This is a genomic window from Pseudomonas sp. F8002 (assembly GCF_013385495.1).
Taxonomy (GTDB): Bacteria; Pseudomonadota; Gammaproteobacteria; order Pseudomonadales; family Pseudomonadaceae; genus Aquipseudomonas.
The window spans coordinates 423156-439758 of record NZ_JACAPW010000015.1; the positions used below are offsets into that span (position 1 = coordinate 423156).

The window sequence follows — 16603 nt, forward strand, 5'->3', positions numbered from 1 at the left end:
TTATTCAAACCCAAGAGGACATCACCATGTTGCAATCCCAATTCGCCCAATCCCCACGCCTGGCCCTGGCCGACACCGTCATCGACATCAAGGCGCGCAAGAACCTGTCATGGCAGGACCTCACCGACGGCACCGGCCTGAGCCTGGCGTTCGTCACCGCAGCCCTGCTCGGCCAGCATCCGCTGCCCAAGGACGCTGCCGATGTGGTCTGCGACAAGCTTGGCCTCGACCAGGACGCCAGCCGCCTGCTGCAAACCGTGCCCCTGCGCGGCAGCTTCCCGGGCGGCGTGCCGACGGACCCGACCATGTACCGTTTCTATGAAATGCTGCAGGTCTACGGTTCGACCCTCAAGGCCCTGGTGCACGAACAATTTGGCGACGGCATCATCAGCGCGATCAACTTCAAGCTGGACATCAAGAAGGTCGAAGACCCGGACGGCGGCTCCCGCGCGGTGATCACCCTGGATGGCAAATACCTGCCGACCAAACCGTTCTGATTTGCCGGCAAACCGTCTACGCTCTTGGCACACCAACAAGAACGAGGGACGGGTAATGAAGGCAATGCTCCGAGCCACCTGGCTGCTGCTGTTATGTGTTGGCCAGGTGCACGCCGCCACCGCTGAGGAGGCGGATGCCCAAGCCGCCAAGGCCTTGCTGGAAAAGGCCTTGGCGTATTACCAGACGAATGGTGACAAGGCTTTTGCGGCGTTCAGCCGCCAGGGTGAATTCGTCGATCAGGACCGTTATGTGTTCGTGGTCAATACCAAGGGCGTGCTGCTGGCGAGTGGCGGGCCCTCTTCTGCGTTGATCGGACGCAATGTTTCCGAGGTACTGGGGCCGGATCTGAACAAGTCGTTCAAGGAGGCGTTGGCGGTGCCTGAGGGCAGTGGCATCCAGCAGGCCGATTACCGGTGGCAGAACTGGAATGACGGCAAGGTGGAACGCAAGCATGTGTATTACCAGCGCGTCGGGCAGCGGATTTTGGCCGTTGGCTACTACCTGCCGCGGGCGACGCCGGAACATGCCAGAGCGCTGCGAAACAAAGCCGTCAAGGCGCTGGAGAAAGACCCGGCCGGGACGCTCAAGGCGATCAACGCCATGCAGGGTGGTTTTCTACAGGACGATTTGTATGTGTTTGTGGTTGACCTCGACACCCAGCGCTACGTGGCCCATGGCACGACTCCGCGGTTGGTGAATACGGATTTCAGCAAGATCAAGGATCCCGACGGGAAGCCGGTGGGTGAGCCGATCCTGGCGGTCATGGCCGAGCAGGATCAGGGGGAATACAAGTACCGCTGGAAAAATCCGGTGACCGGAAAGGTTGAGAACAAGCATGCGTATTTGCGCAAAACCGGACATTTCATGGTGGCTGTGGGGTATTACAGCCCGTGAAGGTCAGCTATTTAAATGCTGGAACGCAATCGAATGTGGGAGCGGGCTTGCTCGCGAATGCGGTGTATCAGCCAACCTATTTATCAGCTGACAGACCGCATTCGCGAGCAAGCCCGCTCCCACATTTAATCTTCATTGTTCCAACTATTTGGCCTTGTCTTCCCGACCCCGCAACACGCGATTAGGCATGGCAATCGCCGCCGCCAACCCCAACAACGACACCCCGGCACTGACCATCAGCAAATGCCTGAAGGTAATCAACAACTCCCCCCGCAAGGCATCCTGCGCCGGCCCAGGCGCCGCATTCAAGCCATCCAGCAGCACATTCCCCGAACTCCCTTCCGCGACCAGCGCCCCACTGGCCAGGTGCGCAAAACTGGAGTCCTGCAACAACGCCAGCAACAGCGCCGACATGCATGCCACTCCAACTGCACCACCCAGGGAACGGAACAGGTTGGTGGTGCTGGTAGCCACCCCGATATCCCGCTGCTCCACCGAGTTCTGCGTACCCACCAGGGAAGTCGGAAACTGCATCCCGGCGGCAATCCCGCACAACAACATAAACAGACTGGTGACCGCCACCGCCTGAGGCGCACTCAACGCCATGCCGAAAATCGCGATCGGGCTCAGGAAGGCGCCAATCAGGATCATCGGTTTATAACGCCCGGTCACCGAGGTCATGCGCCCGGCAAAATACGCCCCCATCGGCAAACCCATCGCCAGCGGCAGCAAATGCAAGGCGGCACTGTCGGCACCGGAACCGGTGACGGTCTGGTAGCGCAGCGGCATCAGCACCGTCAGGGAAATCGCCTGGAAACTGGTAAAGAAAATCGTGCACCAGCACAACACCGCGCTGCGGTTGGCAAACAGGTGCATCGGCAACAAGGGCTCCCGCGCCCGACGCTCGTGCCACACAAATACCGTCAACGCCACCACGGCACAGAGCAACAGCCCCAGCACTTCATCGTCGCGCCAATGATGGCCCTGGCCGATTTCGGTGATACCCAGTAACAGCGCCGTCAAACCGACGATCATCAGCAAAGTGCCGAGGTAGTCGATCACCGGCTTGCGTTGCGGCACCGGCAGCCCCACCAGCGTGCGATGGGCCACCCACCAGGCGCCCGCGCCCAGCGGCAGGTTGATCAGGAACACCCAGCGCCACGACAGGTACTCGGTCATGTAGCCGCCCAACACCGGGCCGGCCACGCTCGCCACCGCGTACATGCTGCTGAAGAAACCCTGGTAGCGCCCGCGCTCACGGGGCGGAATGATGTCGCCGATAATCGCCTGGCTGACCGAAATCATCCCGCCGGCACCGATGCCCTGGAGGATCCGCGCCAGCACCAACTGCTCCATGCTCTGGGCCATGCCGCAGAACAGCGAAGCAAGGGTGAACAGGCCCATGCCGATCAGCATCATCGGCCGGCGCCCGTACAGGTCGCCGAGCTTGCCGTAGATCGGCACCGCCACGGTCATCGCCACCATGTAGCCGGAGATCACCCAGGCCAGCAGGTTTACATCATGGAACTGCGCGGAAATCGCCGGCATGGAAACGGCGACGATGGTCTGGTCCAGGGCCCCGAGAAAGATCGCCATCATCAAGGCGACAAGGACACTGCGCACGGCGGGTGTGGCGGGCTGATTGAGGTTGGTCACGGCAGAACCTGCGAGCAAGGGCCCGCGGGAAAAGGAGGCCCACGGGAATGCTCGTCAGTGTACTAGATAGCTGACTATTCGATAGCCTCGTAAGGAAGTCCGACGTAATTTTCTGCAATGGTTTTACGCCCCGCCTCTGAGTCCACGAAATACTCCAATTCGCTCTGTGCAATGCGCTGGCTGAAGCCGTCTGCCTCAGGAAACTGATGCAACATCGAGGTCATCCACCAGGAAAACCGTTCGGCCTTCCAGATCCGCCGCAGGCAAATCTGCGAGTACTTCTCCAGCAATTCCACTCGGCCCTCGCGGTACACCTTGAGCAGGATATTGAACAAGGTGCTGACATCGCTGGCCGCCAAGTTCAGGCCCTTGGCGCCGGTGGGCGGCACGATGTGGGCGGCGTCGCCCAGCAGGAACAGGCGGCCGTACTGCATCGGCTCCACCACAAAACTGCGCAGTGGCGCGATGCTCTTTTCGATGGACGGGCCGGTCACCAGTTGTTCGGTGAGTGAGCTGGGCAAGCGGGTTTTCAGTTCATCCCAAAAGCGTGCATCGGACCAGTCGTCCACCGACTCATCCGCCGGCACCTGCAGGTAATAACGGCTGCGGGTCGGTGAACGCATGCTGCACAGGGCAAAACCGCGTTCGTGCTTGGCGTACACCAGTTCATCGTGGATCGGCGGGGTGTCGGCGAGGATGCCCAGCCAGCCAAACGGATAGACCCGTTCAAAGACTTTCAATGCCTCGGTGGGAATCGACTGGCGCGCCACACCGTGAAAACCATCGCAGCCAGCGATGTAGTCGCAGTCCAGCCGGTACTGCTCGCCTTTATGTTCGAAGCTCAGCCACGGCTCCGGGCTCTTCAGATCATGGGGCTGCACGTTGCCGGCTTCATACAACGTTGTCGCGCCGCTGGCCTGGCGCGCGGCCATCAGGTCGCGGGTGACTTCGGTTTGCCCGTAGATCATCACCGTCTTGCCGCCGGTCAGCGTCTTGAGGTCGATATGGGTCAGTTGCCCATTCAGCGCCAGCTCAAAGCCCTCATGCACCAGGCCTTCGGCATCCATCCGCGCACTCACGCCGGCCTGGCGCAGCAGGTCGACCATGCCTTGTTCCAGCACCCCGGCACGGATGCGCCCTTGCACGTAATCCGGCGTCTGGCGCTCAAGAATCAGGGTTTCGATCCCGGCGTTGTGCAACAGTTGACCGAGCAGCAGCCCCGAGGGACCGGCGCCGATGATGGCGACTTGGGTTTTCAGCGTTTTCATTATTTTTATGGCCCGCAAGCTTCATCCGAACGTATCCGGTGAAAGAGTTGTCATTGAAGGTGTTGCTGGCATTTTTCACTTGAGTGCCCGGCATAAGAAGGTGAAAACTGAGCCCAAAGCTGCGCTTTTCGCCAATTGGGGCGATTACCGCACAACTCTCCCGAAGTATCGGATGAAGCCATGACCAAAACTGCCAGTGCCGCGATTCCAGTGTTCAAACTCTACGGTGAGAGCCAGCAATGGCCGACCCCGGATTTGTTGCACTGTGAAACCATCTCCCGGCGCAGCCGTGAGTACCAGTGGGAAATCCAGCCCCACCGGCATGCGGACCTGTGCCAGTTGCTTTACGTGCACAAAGGCCAGGCACAACTGGAGATCGAGGGGCAGCGCAGCACCCTGAATGAATCGACGCTGCAGGTGCTGCCGCCGTTATGCGTGCATGGCTTTCGCTTTTCCGAAGACGTCGAGGGGTTTGTGGTCACCCTGGCCGCGCCGCTGATGGCGCATTTGCAGGGGCAACTGGGGGCCGCGCTGGATGGCCTGAACGCCTTGGGCAGCTACCCTGCCGGTAACGACAGTGACTACCTCAACAGCCTGTTTGCGCGCCTGCAGGAGGAATACGCCAGCGACCAACCGGCGCGGGACATGATGATGCACGCCCTGGTCAGCGTACTGCTGGTGTGGATCAGCCGCCAGGCCATCCAGCGCCGGCATCCACGGGCACCGCGGGGCCGCGAATACTTCCGCCGGTTCACCCAGCTGGTAGAGCAACATTATCGCGAGCACCCAAAAATCGAAGACCTGGCCCACAAGCTCGGGATCTCGGTCTCACACCTGAACGGTACGTGTCGGGAGTTGGGCGGGCAGCCTGCGTTGCAGATCATGCACGACCGCCAGTTGCTGGAAGCCAAGCGCCTGCTGACCTACACCAGCATGACCATCAATGAAATGTCGGAGGTGTTGGGCTTTTCCGACCCGACCAACTTCTCACGGCTGTTTCGCCGACGCGTCGGGTTCTCCCCGAAGGCGTTTCGGGAGCAGTTGAAAGCCGACCAGGACGCTAGCGAAGCGAACTGAAGGCAGCCATGTGGCCAACGCATTGACCGTGATTGCAGCTGGAGGCGAACCCCGGCTGCATGCGGGTCTGTTCGACGCGGTAGGCGGCAGTGCCATAGAGCGCGGTGGCGGCGGCGCACAGGGTGAAAATCATCAGGTACTTTCTTGTTTTGATCGACATGATGCTGACCTCTGATCCGATCAAGAAGGTGCTTTGATAAGCATAGGTCAGCTGGGGCAAGTCGCCATTATCGGGCGACATTCAACCTGTTTATGTCGGCTTAGAGACCGACGTCCCACACCGGCTCTTCCGGAAACCTCAATACCAGGAAGTCCAGCAGGCTGCGCAGCGCCGCCGGCATATGCTTGCGCGAGGCGTACACCGCGTAGATGTTCATCTGCTGCGGCTCGGCCTCGGGCAACAAGCGAATCAACTCGCCACTGCGGATGTAGTCGCCCGCCTGATAACTCGGCAACCGCGACACCCCTGCCCCCGCCAGCGTCACCCGCAATAAGGTACTGGCCTCGTTGGCGCTGATATTGCCCTGCACCGGCACCGACACCGGCTCGCCGTTTTCCATGAAGTGCCACAGGCTTTTGCCGAAGTAGGAGTGGGTCAGGCAATTGTGCCGGGCCAGGTCCTGTACCTGCCGCGGTTGCGGATGCTCCAGCAGGTAAGCGGGCGATGCGCAGATCACCGAGCGGCACAGCGTGAGTCGGCGGGCGATCAGGTTGGGGTCCAGTTCGAAGCTGGTGCGGATCGCCAGGTCGATGCGCTCATCCACCAGGTTCACCGTGCGATCAAGCATCTGCATATCGATGTTGACCAGCGGGTAGCGCTTGACGTATTCGGCCATGGCATCGGCCAGCTGTGCCTGGCCGAACGAGGTGCTGACACTCAGGCGCAGCAGGCCGCGAGGCGCTTCGTCGGGTTCGCTGACGGCGGCCTGCATGTCGCTGCACAACTCCAGCATCTGCCGGCAACGGGGCAGGGTTTCGCTGCCGGCGGCGGTCAGGCTGAGCTTGCGGGTGGTGCGGTGCATCAGGCGCGCGCCGACCCAGTCTTCCAGCTCCGCCAGGTAGCGCGACACCACCGGGCGCGACAGGTCCAGATGGTCGGCTGCCGCCGACTGGCTGCCCAGGTCCACCACCGCGACAAACACCCGCATTGCTTGAAGACGATCCATGATTTGCCCGCTTTTAGAAACAAACTATGTCCAAGCATCGCATTTTTTGTAGCGTTTGGTGCAACTAAGCTCTGTCCACACCTTACCGATGACTGGAGCTGCACATGTTTGGATTCTCCCCGCTCAAGCGCGTGGCCCTGGCCGCCGCCTCCCTGGCCTTCGCCGCGCACGCCATGGCGGCCGACCTGATCCTGGACGCCTACAACCCGGGCGAAACCGCGATGATGCCGGTCACCTCGGTACTGGTCAGCGGCGACAAAGATGCGATCCTGGTGGACGCCCAATTCGGCAAGACCCAGGCCGAGCAACTGGTGCAAAAAATCCGCGCCAGCGGCAAGCGCCTGACTACCATCTACATCAGCCACGGCGACCCGGACTACTACTTCGGCCTCGATACCCTGACCGCCGCCTTCCCCCAGGCCAAAGTCGTGGCACCGCAGCCGGTGGTGGACCATATCAAGGCCACCGTTGAACACAAACTGGCGTTCTGGGGCCCGAAACTGGGCGCGGACAAGCCTGGCAAAGCCGTCATTCCCCAGGTGCTTGAGGGCCACAGCCTGACCCTCGAAGGCAAGCAGTTGGAGGTGATCGGCCTCGACGGCGCACAACCGGACCGCACCTTTGTGTGGATCCCGTCGATCAAGGCGGTGGTCGGTGGTGTAGTCGTCGCGGAAAACATTCATGTGTGGATGGCCGATACGCAGACCGCGAAGTCCCACACCGATTGGCTGGCCACCCTGCAACGTATCCAGGACTTGAAACCGCGCACGGTGATTCCGGGTCACTACCTGGGCACGCCGTCGCTCAAATCCGTGGCGTTCACCGCCGACTACATCAAGGCCTTTGACGAAGAAACCGCCAAGGCCAAGGACTCCGCCGCCCTGATTGCGGCGATGCAAAAGCGTTACCCGAACCTGGGTGACGAGAGCACCCTGGAACTGGGCGCCAAAGTCGCCAAGGGCGAAATGCAGTGGTGAGTCGATTCAACCCTTAACCGTACTGGAGAACGTCATGAGCAAGATCGCAATCATTGGTGCCACCGGTCGTGCCGGTAGCCAACTGCTGGAAGAAGCGCTGCGTCGCGGGCACACCGTCACGGCCATCGCACGTAATACCGACAAGATCGGGGCGCGCCCTGGCGTCACCGCCAAGCAAGTCGATGCGCTGGATGCCCAGGCGCTGGAACAGGCCATCCGCGGCAACGACGTGGTGATCAGTGCGGCGCACTTCGCCACCCTGCCGCCGGAAACGGTGATCAACCCGGTGAAAAAAGCCGGCGTGAAGCGCCTGCTGGTGGTCGGCGGTGCCGGTTCGCTGTTGTTGCCGGGCGGCAGCCGGGTGATCGACAGCCCGGGCTTCCCCGAGGAATACAAAGCCGAAGCCAGCGCCGGCAGTGTTTTCCTCGATACCCTGCGCCAGGAAAAAGACCTGGACTGGACCTTCCTGTCGCCTTCGGCGGAGTTCGTCGAGACCGCGCGCACCGGCACATTCCGCCTGGGCCAGGATGAATTGCTGGTGAGCAGTGAAGGCCGCAGCTGGATCAGCTTTGCCGACTTTGCGATTGCGCTGATTGATGAAGTGGAAACACCGAAGCATTCGCGCCAGCGGTTTACCGTCGGCTACTAAGGCTGACGCGCACTAAAAATGTGGGAGCGGGCTTGCTCGCGAATGCGGTGTGTCAGTCAACAGATGTATTGGCTGACCCGGCGCCTTCGCGAGCAAGCCCGCTCCCACATTTTGATCTTCATTGTGACGGCGACTGTGCCTGGCTCACCAGCCAGTCCATAAGCTGCTCCAACCCCGCCGAGGGCTGAGTGCCCGGCGGGTACACCAGGTAATACCCCATCCCCGTCGGCACCCGTAGTTCAAACGGCGTCGCCAACCGCCCCGCCTTGAGATCCTCGCCAATCAGCGCGCTGTCACCAATTGCCACGCCCGAGCCTTGGGACGCCACCGTCATCGCCAGGTCCAGGGTTTCAAAATGATGCCCCTGGGCCAGATTGCTCAAGCGTGTATTCGCCGCTTTCAACCACAACGCCCAATCGCGCTCATCCCGCGTAGGGTGCAACAACACCTGTTGCTGCAAATCGGCGGGCGTGTGCAAGCCACCGAGCAAGGCCGGTGCGCACACCGGTGTCAGGCGCTCATCGAACAGATGCCGGGCCTGGGCCGACTGCTCGGCAATCGGCGCGTAGATCACCGCGGCATCGAACTGCTCGCGGCGAAAGTCGACGGTGTAGGCCACGGTGGTGGTCAACTCCACCGGCACATCCGGGCGTTCCTGCTGCCACTGCATCAGGCGCGGCAACAGCCAGCGCATCACGCAGGTGGAGGCCTTGAGCTGCAAGGTCTCGCGGCGGGCGCCGATCTGCTCCACCGCCTCGCCGATCAGGCCGAACACCTGCTGCGCCCGCAGTGACCATTCGCGGCCCTCTTCGGTGAGGCTCAAGCCACGGGCCTGGCGCTGGAACAGCGCATAGCCCAGATGACTTTCCAGCCCGGCGATCTGCCGGCTCACCGCGCCTTGGGTGATGTGCAATTGCTCGGCGGCTCGGGTGAAGTTGCAGCACTGGGCCGTGACCCAAAAGGTGTGCAGGGCCGGCAGCGGCGGAAGACGTTTCATAAGGGCGCAGCCATGACGTGAGGACATGGCTAGTATGACTTTTTATCGATTGTTGCCGCTACGGGCCAGCCGTTCCAATACGGGCCTTTATCAACAATAAGAGCGACGACAATGGCGACCTGCGGCGAAGTATTGGTCAACCTGCTGGAAGGCTACGGCGTGGACCAGGTGTTTGGCATCCCCGGCGTGCACACCGTGGAACTCTACCGGGGCCTGGCGCGCTCGAGCATCCGCCACGTCACCCCGCGCCACGAACAGGGCGCCGGCTTCATGGCCGACGGCTATGCGCGCACCAGCGGCAAGCCCGGCGTGTGCTTCATCATCACCGGCCCCGGCATGACCAACATCACCACCGCCATGGGCCAGGCCTACGCCGACTCGATCCCGATGCTGGTGATCTCCAGCGTGCAGTCCCGCAGCCAGCTGGGCGGCGGGCGCGGCAAGCTGCACGAACTGCCGAACCAGAACGCGATGATCGCGGGCGTGGCGGCGTTCTCCCATACCTTGATGTCGGCAGCCGAATTGCCCGGTGTACTGGCCCGGGCATTTGCGCTGTTCCAGGCCGGACGACCGCGCCCGGTGCACATCGAAATCCCGCTGGACGTGCTGGTGGAAAACGCCGACGCGTTGCTCGGCAGCGAACCCGTCAGCGTTTCCCGCGCTGGCGCTGCGCCGTCGGCGGTCAAGCAGATGAGCCAGTTGCTGGCGGCGGCAAAACGCCCGCTGATTCTCGCCGGTGGTGGCGCCATCGACGCAGCGCCCGAGTTGACGCAACTGGCCGAAGCCCTCGGCGCGCCGGTGGCGCTGACCATCAACGCCAAGGGCATGCTGGCCGCCAACCACCCGCTGCTGATCGGCTCGACCCAAACCCTGGTCGCCACCCGCGCCCTGGTGGCCGAGGCAGACGTGGTGCTGGCGATCGGCACCGAGCTGGCGGAAACCGACTACGACGTGACCTTCGCCGGCGGCTTCGACATTCCCGGCGCCCTGCTGCGCATCGACATCGACTCCGACCAGACCGTGCGCAATTACCCGCCGCAAGTCGCGCTGGTAGCCGACGCGCAAATCGCTGCGCAGGCACTGCTTGCCGAGCTGGGCAACAAACCCCTGGCCGCCCGGGACAGCAACTGGGGCGCCCACCGCGTCGCCCGCCTGTGGAGCGAACTGGAACCCACCTGGGACGCCGCCACCCGCGCGCAAACCCTGTTCCTCAACACCGTCCTGGACGAACTGCCCGACGCCGTACTGGTGGGCGACTCCACGCAACCGGTGTACACCGGCAACCTGACCCTGAACCTCGACCAGCCGCGCCGCTGGTTCAACTCCTCCACCGGCTACGGCACCCTCGGCTACGCCTTGCCGGCGGCCATCGGTGCGTGGCTGGGGCGCGGCAACGGTGCGCCGGTGGTGTGCCTGATCGGCGACGGCGGCCTGCAATTCACCCTGCCGGAACTGGCCAGCGCCGTGGAAGCGCGCACGCCGGTGATCGTGCTGCTGTGGAATAACCAGGGCTATGAGGAGATCAAGAAATACATGGTCAACCGCGCCATCGAACCGGTGGGCGTGGACATCTACACCCCGGACTTTATCGGAGTGGCCAAGGCCCTCGGCGCTGCTGCCCAGCGCATCCAGGGTGTTGAGGAATTACGCAGCGCCTTGCGTGCCGCGACTGATCGCCAGGGCCCGACGCTGATTGAAATCGACCAGGGCCTTTGGATGAAGGAGGTGGCGGTATGAGCGCGGTATTGAATGGGTTGTTTATCAATGGCGCGTGGCGTGCCGGCCATGACGTGCTGGACGTGATCAACCCGGCCACCGAGGCCACCCTGGCCCAAGTGAGCGTGGGTGATGCAGGCGCGGTGACTGAGGCCATCGGCGCCGCCAGCGCGGCCTTCCCGGACTGGTCGAAAAGCACCGGCCGCGACCGCGCCGCGCTGTTGCGCAAGATCGCCGAGGGTGTCAGCGCAGAGCGTGAACACCTGATGCAACTGCAATCGAGCAACAACGGCAAGCCGCTGTTTGAAGCCGGCATCGATGTGGATGACGTGATCGCCACCTTTGCCTATTACGCGAACCTGGCCGACGAAATGGACGCCACCCAGGACCGTCCGGTGGCGCTGCCCACCGAGGACTTCAGCGCCCGCGTACGCCGTGAACCCTGCGGCGTGGTGGGCCTGATCGTGCCGTGGAATTTCCCGATGGTGACCACCGCCTGGAAACTCGCCCCGGCGCTGGCGGCCGGTTGCTGCGTGGTGCTCAAGCCTTCGGAAGTGACGCCGCTGGCAGAGCTGGAACTGGCCAGGATCATCGCCTCGGTGGGCTTGCCTGCCGGTGTGTTCAACCTGGTCTGCGGCACAGGCCTGGCGGTGGGCGCGCCGATGGCGGCTGACCCACGGATCGCGAAAATCTCCTTCACCGGCAGCAATGCCGTGGGCGTGCAGGTGATGCAGCGCGCCGCCGAAACGGTCAAGGGTGTGAGCCTGGAACTGGGCGGCAAATCCGCGTTGCTGGTGCTGGCGGACGCCGACCTCGACCTGGCCGTGGAACTGGCCTGCGGCGGTGGTTTCTTCAACGCCGGGCAGATGTGCTCCGCCACCAGCCGGGTGTTGGTGGCCGACGAACTGGCGGACGAGTTTCTCACCCGCTTGCAGGCCAGGGCCGAGAGCATTCGCGTGGCGGACCCGTTTGCCGGTGACGTGGAAATGGGTGCATTGGTCAACCGTGCGCAGTACCAGCGGGTGCTGGGGCATATCGAACGTGGCCTGCAAGCCGGCGCGAAGCTGCTGTGTGGCGGCGGGCGCCCGGCGGATTTGCCTCATGGGTATTTCATTCGCCCGACGGTCTTCACTGAAGTGCCGTTGGACAGCGCGTTGTGGAACGAGGAGATCTTCGGCCCGGTGCTGTGCGTGCGCAGTTTTGCCAATGAGGCCGAGGCGGTGGCGCTGGCCAATGACAGTGAGTTTGGCCTGGTCGCGAGCGTGCTGAGCAGCAACGTGGAAGCGGCTGAGCGAGTGGCCAATGCTTTGCAGGTGGGTTTGGTGTGGATCAACGCGCCGCAGGTGATCTTCCCGCAAACGGCGTGGGGTGGTTACAAGCAGAGCAGTATTGGCCGCGAACTGGGGCCTTGGGGGTTGCAGGCGTTTCAGGAGATCAAGCATGTGATTCGGGCGGTGTAGAAACACTCAAGAGCACCACTGTTCCCTGTGGGAGCTGGCTTGCCTGCGATTGCGGTCTATCAGACACAGATGTGTTGCCTGAGCCACCGCTATCGCAGGCAAGCCAGCTCCTACCTGTTGATTTGTGCCGTGTCAGCAGATGCATTTTTTCAATAGCGCCAACGACTTTCTCATTTGCCGCCCTCCCCCACGCCCGGCCTAATACTGCCCTTGTCAGTTCAAGGCCTGCCCATGGAAAACGTCCGCGCAAAACCCGCCACCGCCGTTTGGCTGATGATCAGCGTTGTGCTGGTCGCCCTCAACCTGCGCCCGTCGATGGCCGCCGTCGGCCCGTTGTTGTCGTCGATTCGCGCCGATGTGGCCCTGAGTTTCAGCACGGCCTCCCTGCTGACCATGCTGCCAGTCATGGCCATGGGCCTGGCGATGTTTTTTGGCATGGCCGTGGCCAAGCGGTGCGGCGAGCATCGCAGCATTGTGCTGTCGCTGGTGGTGATCGGCCTGGCCACCGTCTCCCGGTTGTTCCTGGACTCGGCGGTTGAGCTGATCCTCAGCGCCATCGCCGCCGGCGTAGGCATCGCGATGATCCAGGCGTTGATGCCCGCCTTGATCAAGTCGCGCTTCAGCGACAACGTTTCCCTGTTCATGGGCCTGTACGTCACCGCGATCATGGGCGGCGCGGCCCTCGCCGCTTCGTTCTCGCCGTTTATCCAGGTGCAAACCGGCAGCTGGCGCATCGGCCTGGCCATCTGGGCGGTTCTCGCGGTATTGGCGCTGGTGTTCTGGTACGCCCAACGCTCGATGCTGCCGCCGCTGCCGCAAGCCGGCGCAGGCCCGCAGGCGTCATTCTTCGGCAATCGCCGGGCCTGGTTGCTGGCGATTTTCTTCGGCCTCGGTACCGCGTCCTACACCTGCGTGCTGGCCTGGCTGGCGCCGTACTACGTGGAACAAGGCTGGAGTGAACAGAACGCCGGCCTGTTGCTGGGCTTTTTGACGGCCATGGAAGTGGTCTCCGGCCTGATCACCCCGGCCATCGCCAACCGCCGGAGGGACAAGCGGGGTGTGGTCGCGGTGCTGCTGGTGCTGATCATCGCCGGCTTCTGCGGGCTGATCCTGAGCCCGCAATACCTGAGCCTGCTGTGGCCGTGTTTGCTCGGCCTGGGGATTGGCGGCTTGTTTCCGATGAGCCTGATCCTGTCCCTCGACCACCTCGACAACCCGCGCCGTGCCGGTGGCCTGACGGCCTTTGTGCAGGGCATCGGCTACCTGATCGCTGGTTTGTCGCCGCTGATTGCCGGGATGATCCGCGACCAGCTGGGCAGCTTCGAGTGGGCCTGGTGGTCACTGACGGCCGTGGTGGTGGTGATGCTGCTGATCGTACTGCGCTTCGATCCCCGGCATTACGCGCGGCATATTCGCTGAGGTCGTGTTGTAAACATTATTTGTCCCACCTCAAACAGAGAAAGGTCCGACAGAGCTTTCTATTGGTACGAGCGTTCCGTTAACATTTTGTATTGTCTTGTACCGAGTTCGGTACAAAGCGCTTGCGGACGGAACGGATGCTAAACAGCAACTTGCTTAGAAAGCTCGATATGCAGGACCTGATGGTGTTTGTCGCTGTTTACGACCAAAGCAGCGTCACCGAGGTTTCCGAAACCCTGTTCGTCAGCCAGTCCACCGTGAGCTACAGCCTGAAGAAGCTGCGCACCAGCTTCGAAGACGAGTTGTTTATCAACACCCGGGCGGGCATGCGTCCTACGTACAAAGCCGCCACCATGTACGGGCATGTGCAGAAAATCCTCGAAAGCATCAACCTGTGCCATGCCGGCAGCCAAACGTTCGACCCCACCCAGAAGGCTGTGACCTTCAACGTCTGCGCCCCAGAATACTTCGAACAGTTGATCCTGCCGCGCCTGCTGAAAAACTTCGACCGCGCCGACCTGCCGGTGATCGTCAACGTGCAGAAGCTCGAAACCGAGGTCCCGGCCGACGCCTTGCGCGACGGGCGTCTGGACCTGGTGATTTGCTTCGGGCCGCACTTTCATCGCGAGCACAAGGACATCAAGACCCAGATGCTGCTGGAGGACGACCTGGTGTGCGTGTTCGACAAACACTCGGCGCCCCGGGAACCGGCGTTCAGCCTGCAATCCTTCGTCGCCCGGCGCCATGTGTTCCCCACGCCCTGGAGTTCCGACACCAACATGATCGACGGCTGGCTGGCGCGCCAGTCCCACAAGCGCCAGGTGATCGCCCGCGCCAACAGCTACAGCGCGGCGCTGAAGATGATCACCGGCACTGACTTTATCGTCACCTTGCCCCGTCGAGTGCTGAAGCTGCTGGCAGACACGACCGTGTTAGGGCATTGCGAAGCGCCGAACGGTTTGCCGGGGTTTACCCTGGATATGCAGTGGAATGAACACAGCGCGCAGGACAGCGCCAACACGTGGTTCAGGGAGCAGGTGGTGAAGGTGTGTGCGGATCAGGGGTTACTATGACCCCCTGTGGCGAGGGAGCTTGCTCCCGCTGGGCTGCGTAGCGGCCCCAAGAATTTTGGGAGCGCTTCGCACTGGAGCGCCAGCCCGGTCCAGCGGGAGCAAGCTCTCTCGCCTCAGAGTATTGCCCGTCAGCCGATGGTGACTTTACTGTAGGACTCGCGATCCATATCGACCAGCAAGACACTGAGCTGCACCTGCAGGTCTGCAGGCCAATCGCCGAGGTCCTGCAGCGCCGCCAACAGGCTTTCCGACAATTGCTTCTTGACCTGCGGTGAACGCCCGCTGAGCAGCGACAGCTTCACCGCGATAAAAGCGCGCGGGCTGATGGACGTGCCAACCTGGAATGTCTCCACCTTCAGCGCGCGGCTTTTGATATCGAACTCGGAACCGAACTGCCCGGACGCCATCAGCACGTTGTTGAGCCGCAACAAGGTTTTCTCAACGGCCAGCTCTGTGAGGTTGGCGGTGTATTCCAGATGCAGATGCGGCATGAAGGCTCCGAGCTTGTTGTAGGAAAAGAGTCATACATATAGCACGGGGCCGGGCGGAATCAGACCGCTTTCAGTGTGAAACTTCGGTCAGGCTGTGCAGCGAGCGATTTTCCCAGATCGCCACGATCACCAACACCGCCGACGTCAACGCCCCCAGTACCAACGCCGAAAACACCTGCTGCAATCCCAGCGGCAGCAATACCAGCAACATCAGCAAGCCGCTCAGGTGCGAAAACGGTGGCAACGGCCGGTCGCTCATCACCCACTTGAACAGCGCACTGCCCAGCAAAAACAACCACGGGCCGGCGATGATCGCCACCACGCCCGCCTGGCTGGCATGCCCCGGATGCACCAGCACCAGTTCGTCGGCCACGGCGCTGACGATAATCCCGGCGACGATCAATACATGCAGGTAGGTGTAGGCGATCCGCGCCTGACGGCCCGGGTCGGCAGAGCTGGCAATGCGATGGTGGGCGCGCTCGGCGCCGCTGTCGAAATAGATCCACCACAGGGCGATGCTGCCCACCACTGCCACCAGGAATGCCGCCAGCCCGCCCACGCTCCAGGGCAGCTCGGCGAAGGTCGCGCCGGTCACCAGCAACGACTCACCCAAGGCGATGATCACAAACAGGCCGCAGCGTTCGGCCATGTGGTTGCCTTCCACATTCCAGTCCGCAAGCGTCGAGGGCCCAAGCCCGGGCACCCAGAAATACACCGACGGGGAAATCAACTCGATCAACAGCGCCAGGGCCCAGAAGGCCAGGCGCTGCTCGCCTTCGAGCAGCGCACCGGTGATCCAGAACACCCCGGAAAACAGCATCCACGCCAGGATCCGCTGGAAATTGCGGGTCATGTTCAGCGACTCGCCGCGCACCGCCCACAACGCAAACAGCGTGCGTCCTACCTGCATGAACACATAGGCGCCGGCGAACAACAGCCCGCGATCGGTAAACGCCTTGGGGATCGACGAGGACAGCAACAGGCCCGCCACCATCAAACCGAACAGGCCGATGCGGATCGGGATTTTTTCCGGGTCCAGCCAATTGGTGACCCACGAAGTGAAGATCCACACCCACCACACCGCGACCATCATCAACGCCACCTGCACGGCACCGCCGATGGACAAGTGGGCGAGCAGCGAATGGGACAACTGGGTCACGGCAAACACGAACACCAGGTCGAAAAACAGCTCGACCATGCCAACCTTGCCGCTGTCATGACTGCCGCGCCCACGCAGCAAGGAACGGGATAGGGCCATGCCT

Annotated in this window: 16 protein-coding genes; 9 read left to right on the top strand and 7 right to left on the bottom strand. The window is 62.4% G+C overall.

What is annotated here, in order from left to right:
* Positions 1-26 precede the first annotated feature (26 nt).
* Together cynS and HX811_RS13650 are read left to right on the top strand one after the other, a co-directional pair.
* The gene (gene cynS, locus HX811_RS13645; RefSeq protein ID WP_003210659.1) at positions 27-497 is read left to right on the top strand and encodes a cyanase; all 471 of its coding nucleotides are present in this window, start codon (positions 27-29) and stop codon (positions 495-497) included.
* Between the two features lie 55 nt (positions 498-552).
* Entirely contained in the window at positions 553-1392 is an 840-nt protein-coding gene (locus tag HX811_RS13650) for a cache domain-containing protein (RefSeq protein ID WP_032899696.1), read from the top strand.
* A gap of 144 nt (positions 1393-1536) precedes the next feature.
* On the opposite strand, the gene HX811_RS13655 is transcribed toward HX811_RS13650, so the two are convergent.
* Both HX811_RS13655 and pobA read right to left on the bottom strand, forming a co-directional pair.
* Positions 1537-3048, bottom strand: coding sequence for an MDR family MFS transporter (locus tag HX811_RS13655; protein WP_177046216.1), 1512 nt, complete (start codon positions 3046-3048; stop codon positions 1537-1539).
* 74 nt (positions 3049-3122) lie between these two features.
* Positions 3123-4307, bottom strand: coding sequence for a 4-hydroxybenzoate 3-monooxygenase (gene pobA, locus HX811_RS13660; RefSeq protein ID WP_177046293.1), 1185 nt, complete (start codon positions 4305-4307; stop codon positions 3123-3125).
* A 189-nt stretch (positions 4308-4496) separates the two neighbouring features.
* Here pobA and HX811_RS13665 point away from each other — a divergent pair, with 189 nt between their 5' ends.
* The gene (locus tag HX811_RS13665) at positions 4497-5393 is read left to right on the top strand and encodes a helix-turn-helix domain-containing protein (RefSeq protein WP_003210655.1); all 897 of its coding nucleotides are present in this window, start codon (positions 4497-4499) and stop codon (positions 5391-5393) included.
* Here HX811_RS13665 and HX811_RS13670 read toward each other — a convergent pair.
* A complete protein-coding gene (locus HX811_RS13670) occupies positions 5377-5553 on the bottom strand; it encodes a hypothetical protein (RefSeq protein ID WP_162835184.1) in 177 nt (58 codons plus the stop codon). The two genes, HX811_RS13665 and HX811_RS13670, sit on opposite strands and share 17 nt — an antisense overlap.
* 100 nt (positions 5554-5653) lie before the next feature.
* The gene (locus HX811_RS13675) at positions 5654-6559 is read right to left on the bottom strand and encodes a LysR family transcriptional regulator (RefSeq protein WP_003210653.1); all 906 of its coding nucleotides are present in this window, start codon (positions 6557-6559) and stop codon (positions 5654-5656) included.
* Between the two features lie 104 nt (positions 6560-6663).
* Here HX811_RS13675 and HX811_RS13680 point away from each other — a divergent pair, with 104 nt between their 5' ends.
* Together HX811_RS13680 and HX811_RS13685 are read left to right on the top strand one after the other, a co-directional pair.
* Positions 6664-7536: an MBL fold metallo-hydrolase gene (locus tag HX811_RS13680; protein ID WP_177046218.1), complete on the top strand. Its 873-nt coding sequence runs from the start codon at positions 6664-6666 to the stop codon at positions 7534-7536.
* A 34-nt stretch (positions 7537-7570) separates the two neighbouring features.
* Positions 7571-8185, top strand: coding sequence for an NAD(P)-dependent oxidoreductase (locus HX811_RS13685; RefSeq protein WP_177046220.1), 615 nt, complete (start codon positions 7571-7573; stop codon positions 8183-8185).
* 118 nt (positions 8186-8303) lie between these two features.
* Here the strand turns inward: HX811_RS13685 and HX811_RS13690 are convergent, their stop codons facing one another.
* A complete protein-coding gene (locus HX811_RS13690) occupies positions 8304-9182 on the bottom strand; it encodes a LysR substrate-binding domain-containing protein (RefSeq protein ID WP_177046222.1) in 879 nt (292 codons plus the stop codon).
* Between the two features lie 111 nt (positions 9183-9293).
* On the opposite strand from HX811_RS13690, the gene HX811_RS13695 reads away from it, so the two are divergent.
* From HX811_RS13695 to HX811_RS13710, 4 genes are all read left to right on the top strand, one after another.
* Positions 9294-10919: a 5-guanidino-2-oxopentanoate decarboxylase gene (locus tag HX811_RS13695; protein ID WP_102604248.1), complete on the top strand. Its 1626-nt coding sequence runs from the start codon at positions 9294-9296 to the stop codon at positions 10917-10919.
* On the top strand, positions 10916-12358 hold the full coding sequence (locus HX811_RS13700) for an aldehyde dehydrogenase family protein (protein WP_177046224.1): 1443 nt from the start codon (positions 10916-10918) through the stop codon (positions 12356-12358). Before HX811_RS13695 ends, HX811_RS13700 begins: the two co-directional genes overlap by 4 nt.
* 231 nt (positions 12359-12589) lie before the next feature.
* Complete coding sequence (locus HX811_RS13705) at positions 12590-13777, top strand: cyanate transporter (protein ID WP_177046226.1); 1188 nt, start codon at positions 12590-12592, stop codon at positions 13775-13777.
* Positions 13778-13914: 137 nt separating this feature from the next.
* Entirely contained in the window at positions 13915-14850 is a 936-nt protein-coding gene (locus tag HX811_RS13710; RefSeq protein WP_177046228.1) for a LysR family transcriptional regulator, read from the top strand.
* 128 nt (positions 14851-14978) lie between these two features.
* Here the strand turns inward: HX811_RS13710 and HX811_RS13715 are convergent, their stop codons facing one another.
* Together HX811_RS13715 and HX811_RS13720 are read right to left on the bottom strand one after the other, a co-directional pair.
* Positions 14979-15341 (bottom strand): 5-carboxymethyl-2-hydroxymuconate Delta-isomerase, encoded by a 363-nt coding sequence (locus HX811_RS13715; RefSeq protein WP_102368307.1) that lies wholly within the window; start codon positions 15339-15341, stop codon positions 14979-14981.
* A 70-nt stretch (positions 15342-15411) separates the two neighbouring features.
* Entirely contained in the window at positions 15412-16599 is a 1188-nt protein-coding gene (locus HX811_RS13720; protein WP_177046229.1) for a low temperature requirement protein A, read from the bottom strand.
* Positions 16600-16603 lie beyond the last annotated feature (4 nt).

Bases quoted from the DNA above. Each gene is read 5' to 3' on its own strand.
- cynS (WP_003210659.1), top strand. From the start codon at position 27: ATGTTGCAATCCCAATTCGCCCAATCCCCACGCCTGGCCCTGGCCGAC.
- HX811_RS13650 (WP_032899696.1), top strand. From the start codon at position 553: ATGAAGGCAATGCTCCGAGCCACCTGGCTGCTGCTGTTATGTGTTGGC.
- HX811_RS13665 (WP_003210655.1), top strand. From the start codon at position 4,497: ATGACCAAAACTGCCAGTGCCGCGATTCCAGTGTTCAAACTCTACGGT.
- HX811_RS13670 (WP_162835184.1), bottom strand. From the start codon at position 5,553: ATGTCGATCAAAACAAGAAAGTACCTGATGATTTTCACCCTGTGCGCC.
- HX811_RS13675 (WP_003210653.1), bottom strand. From the start codon at position 6,559: ATGGATCGTCTTCAAGCAATGCGGGTGTTTGTCGCGGTGGTGGACCTG.
- HX811_RS13680 (WP_177046218.1), top strand. From the start codon at position 6,664: ATGTTTGGATTCTCCCCGCTCAAGCGCGTGGCCCTGGCCGCCGCCTCC.
- HX811_RS13685 (WP_177046220.1), top strand. From the start codon at position 7,571: ATGAGCAAGATCGCAATCATTGGTGCCACCGGTCGTGCCGGTAGCCAA.
- HX811_RS13690 (WP_177046222.1), bottom strand. From the start codon at position 9,182: ATGAAACGTCTTCCGCCGCTGCCGGCCCTGCACACCTTTTGGGTCACG.
- HX811_RS13695 (WP_102604248.1), top strand. From the start codon at position 9,294: ATGGCGACCTGCGGCGAAGTATTGGTCAACCTGCTGGAAGGCTACGGC.
- HX811_RS13700 (WP_177046224.1), top strand. From the start codon at position 10,916: ATGAGCGCGGTATTGAATGGGTTGTTTATCAATGGCGCGTGGCGTGCC.
- HX811_RS13705 (WP_177046226.1), top strand. From the start codon at position 12,590: ATGGAAAACGTCCGCGCAAAACCCGCCACCGCCGTTTGGCTGATGATC.
- HX811_RS13710 (WP_177046228.1), top strand. From the start codon at position 13,915: ATGCTAAACAGCAACTTGCTTAGAAAGCTCGATATGCAGGACCTGATG.
- HX811_RS13715 (WP_102368307.1), bottom strand. From the start codon at position 15,341: ATGCCGCATCTGCATCTGGAATACACCGCCAACCTCACAGAGCTGGCC.
- HX811_RS13720 (WP_177046229.1), bottom strand. From the start codon at position 16,599: ATGGCCCTATCCCGTTCCTTGCTGCGTGGGCGCGGCAGTCATGACAGC.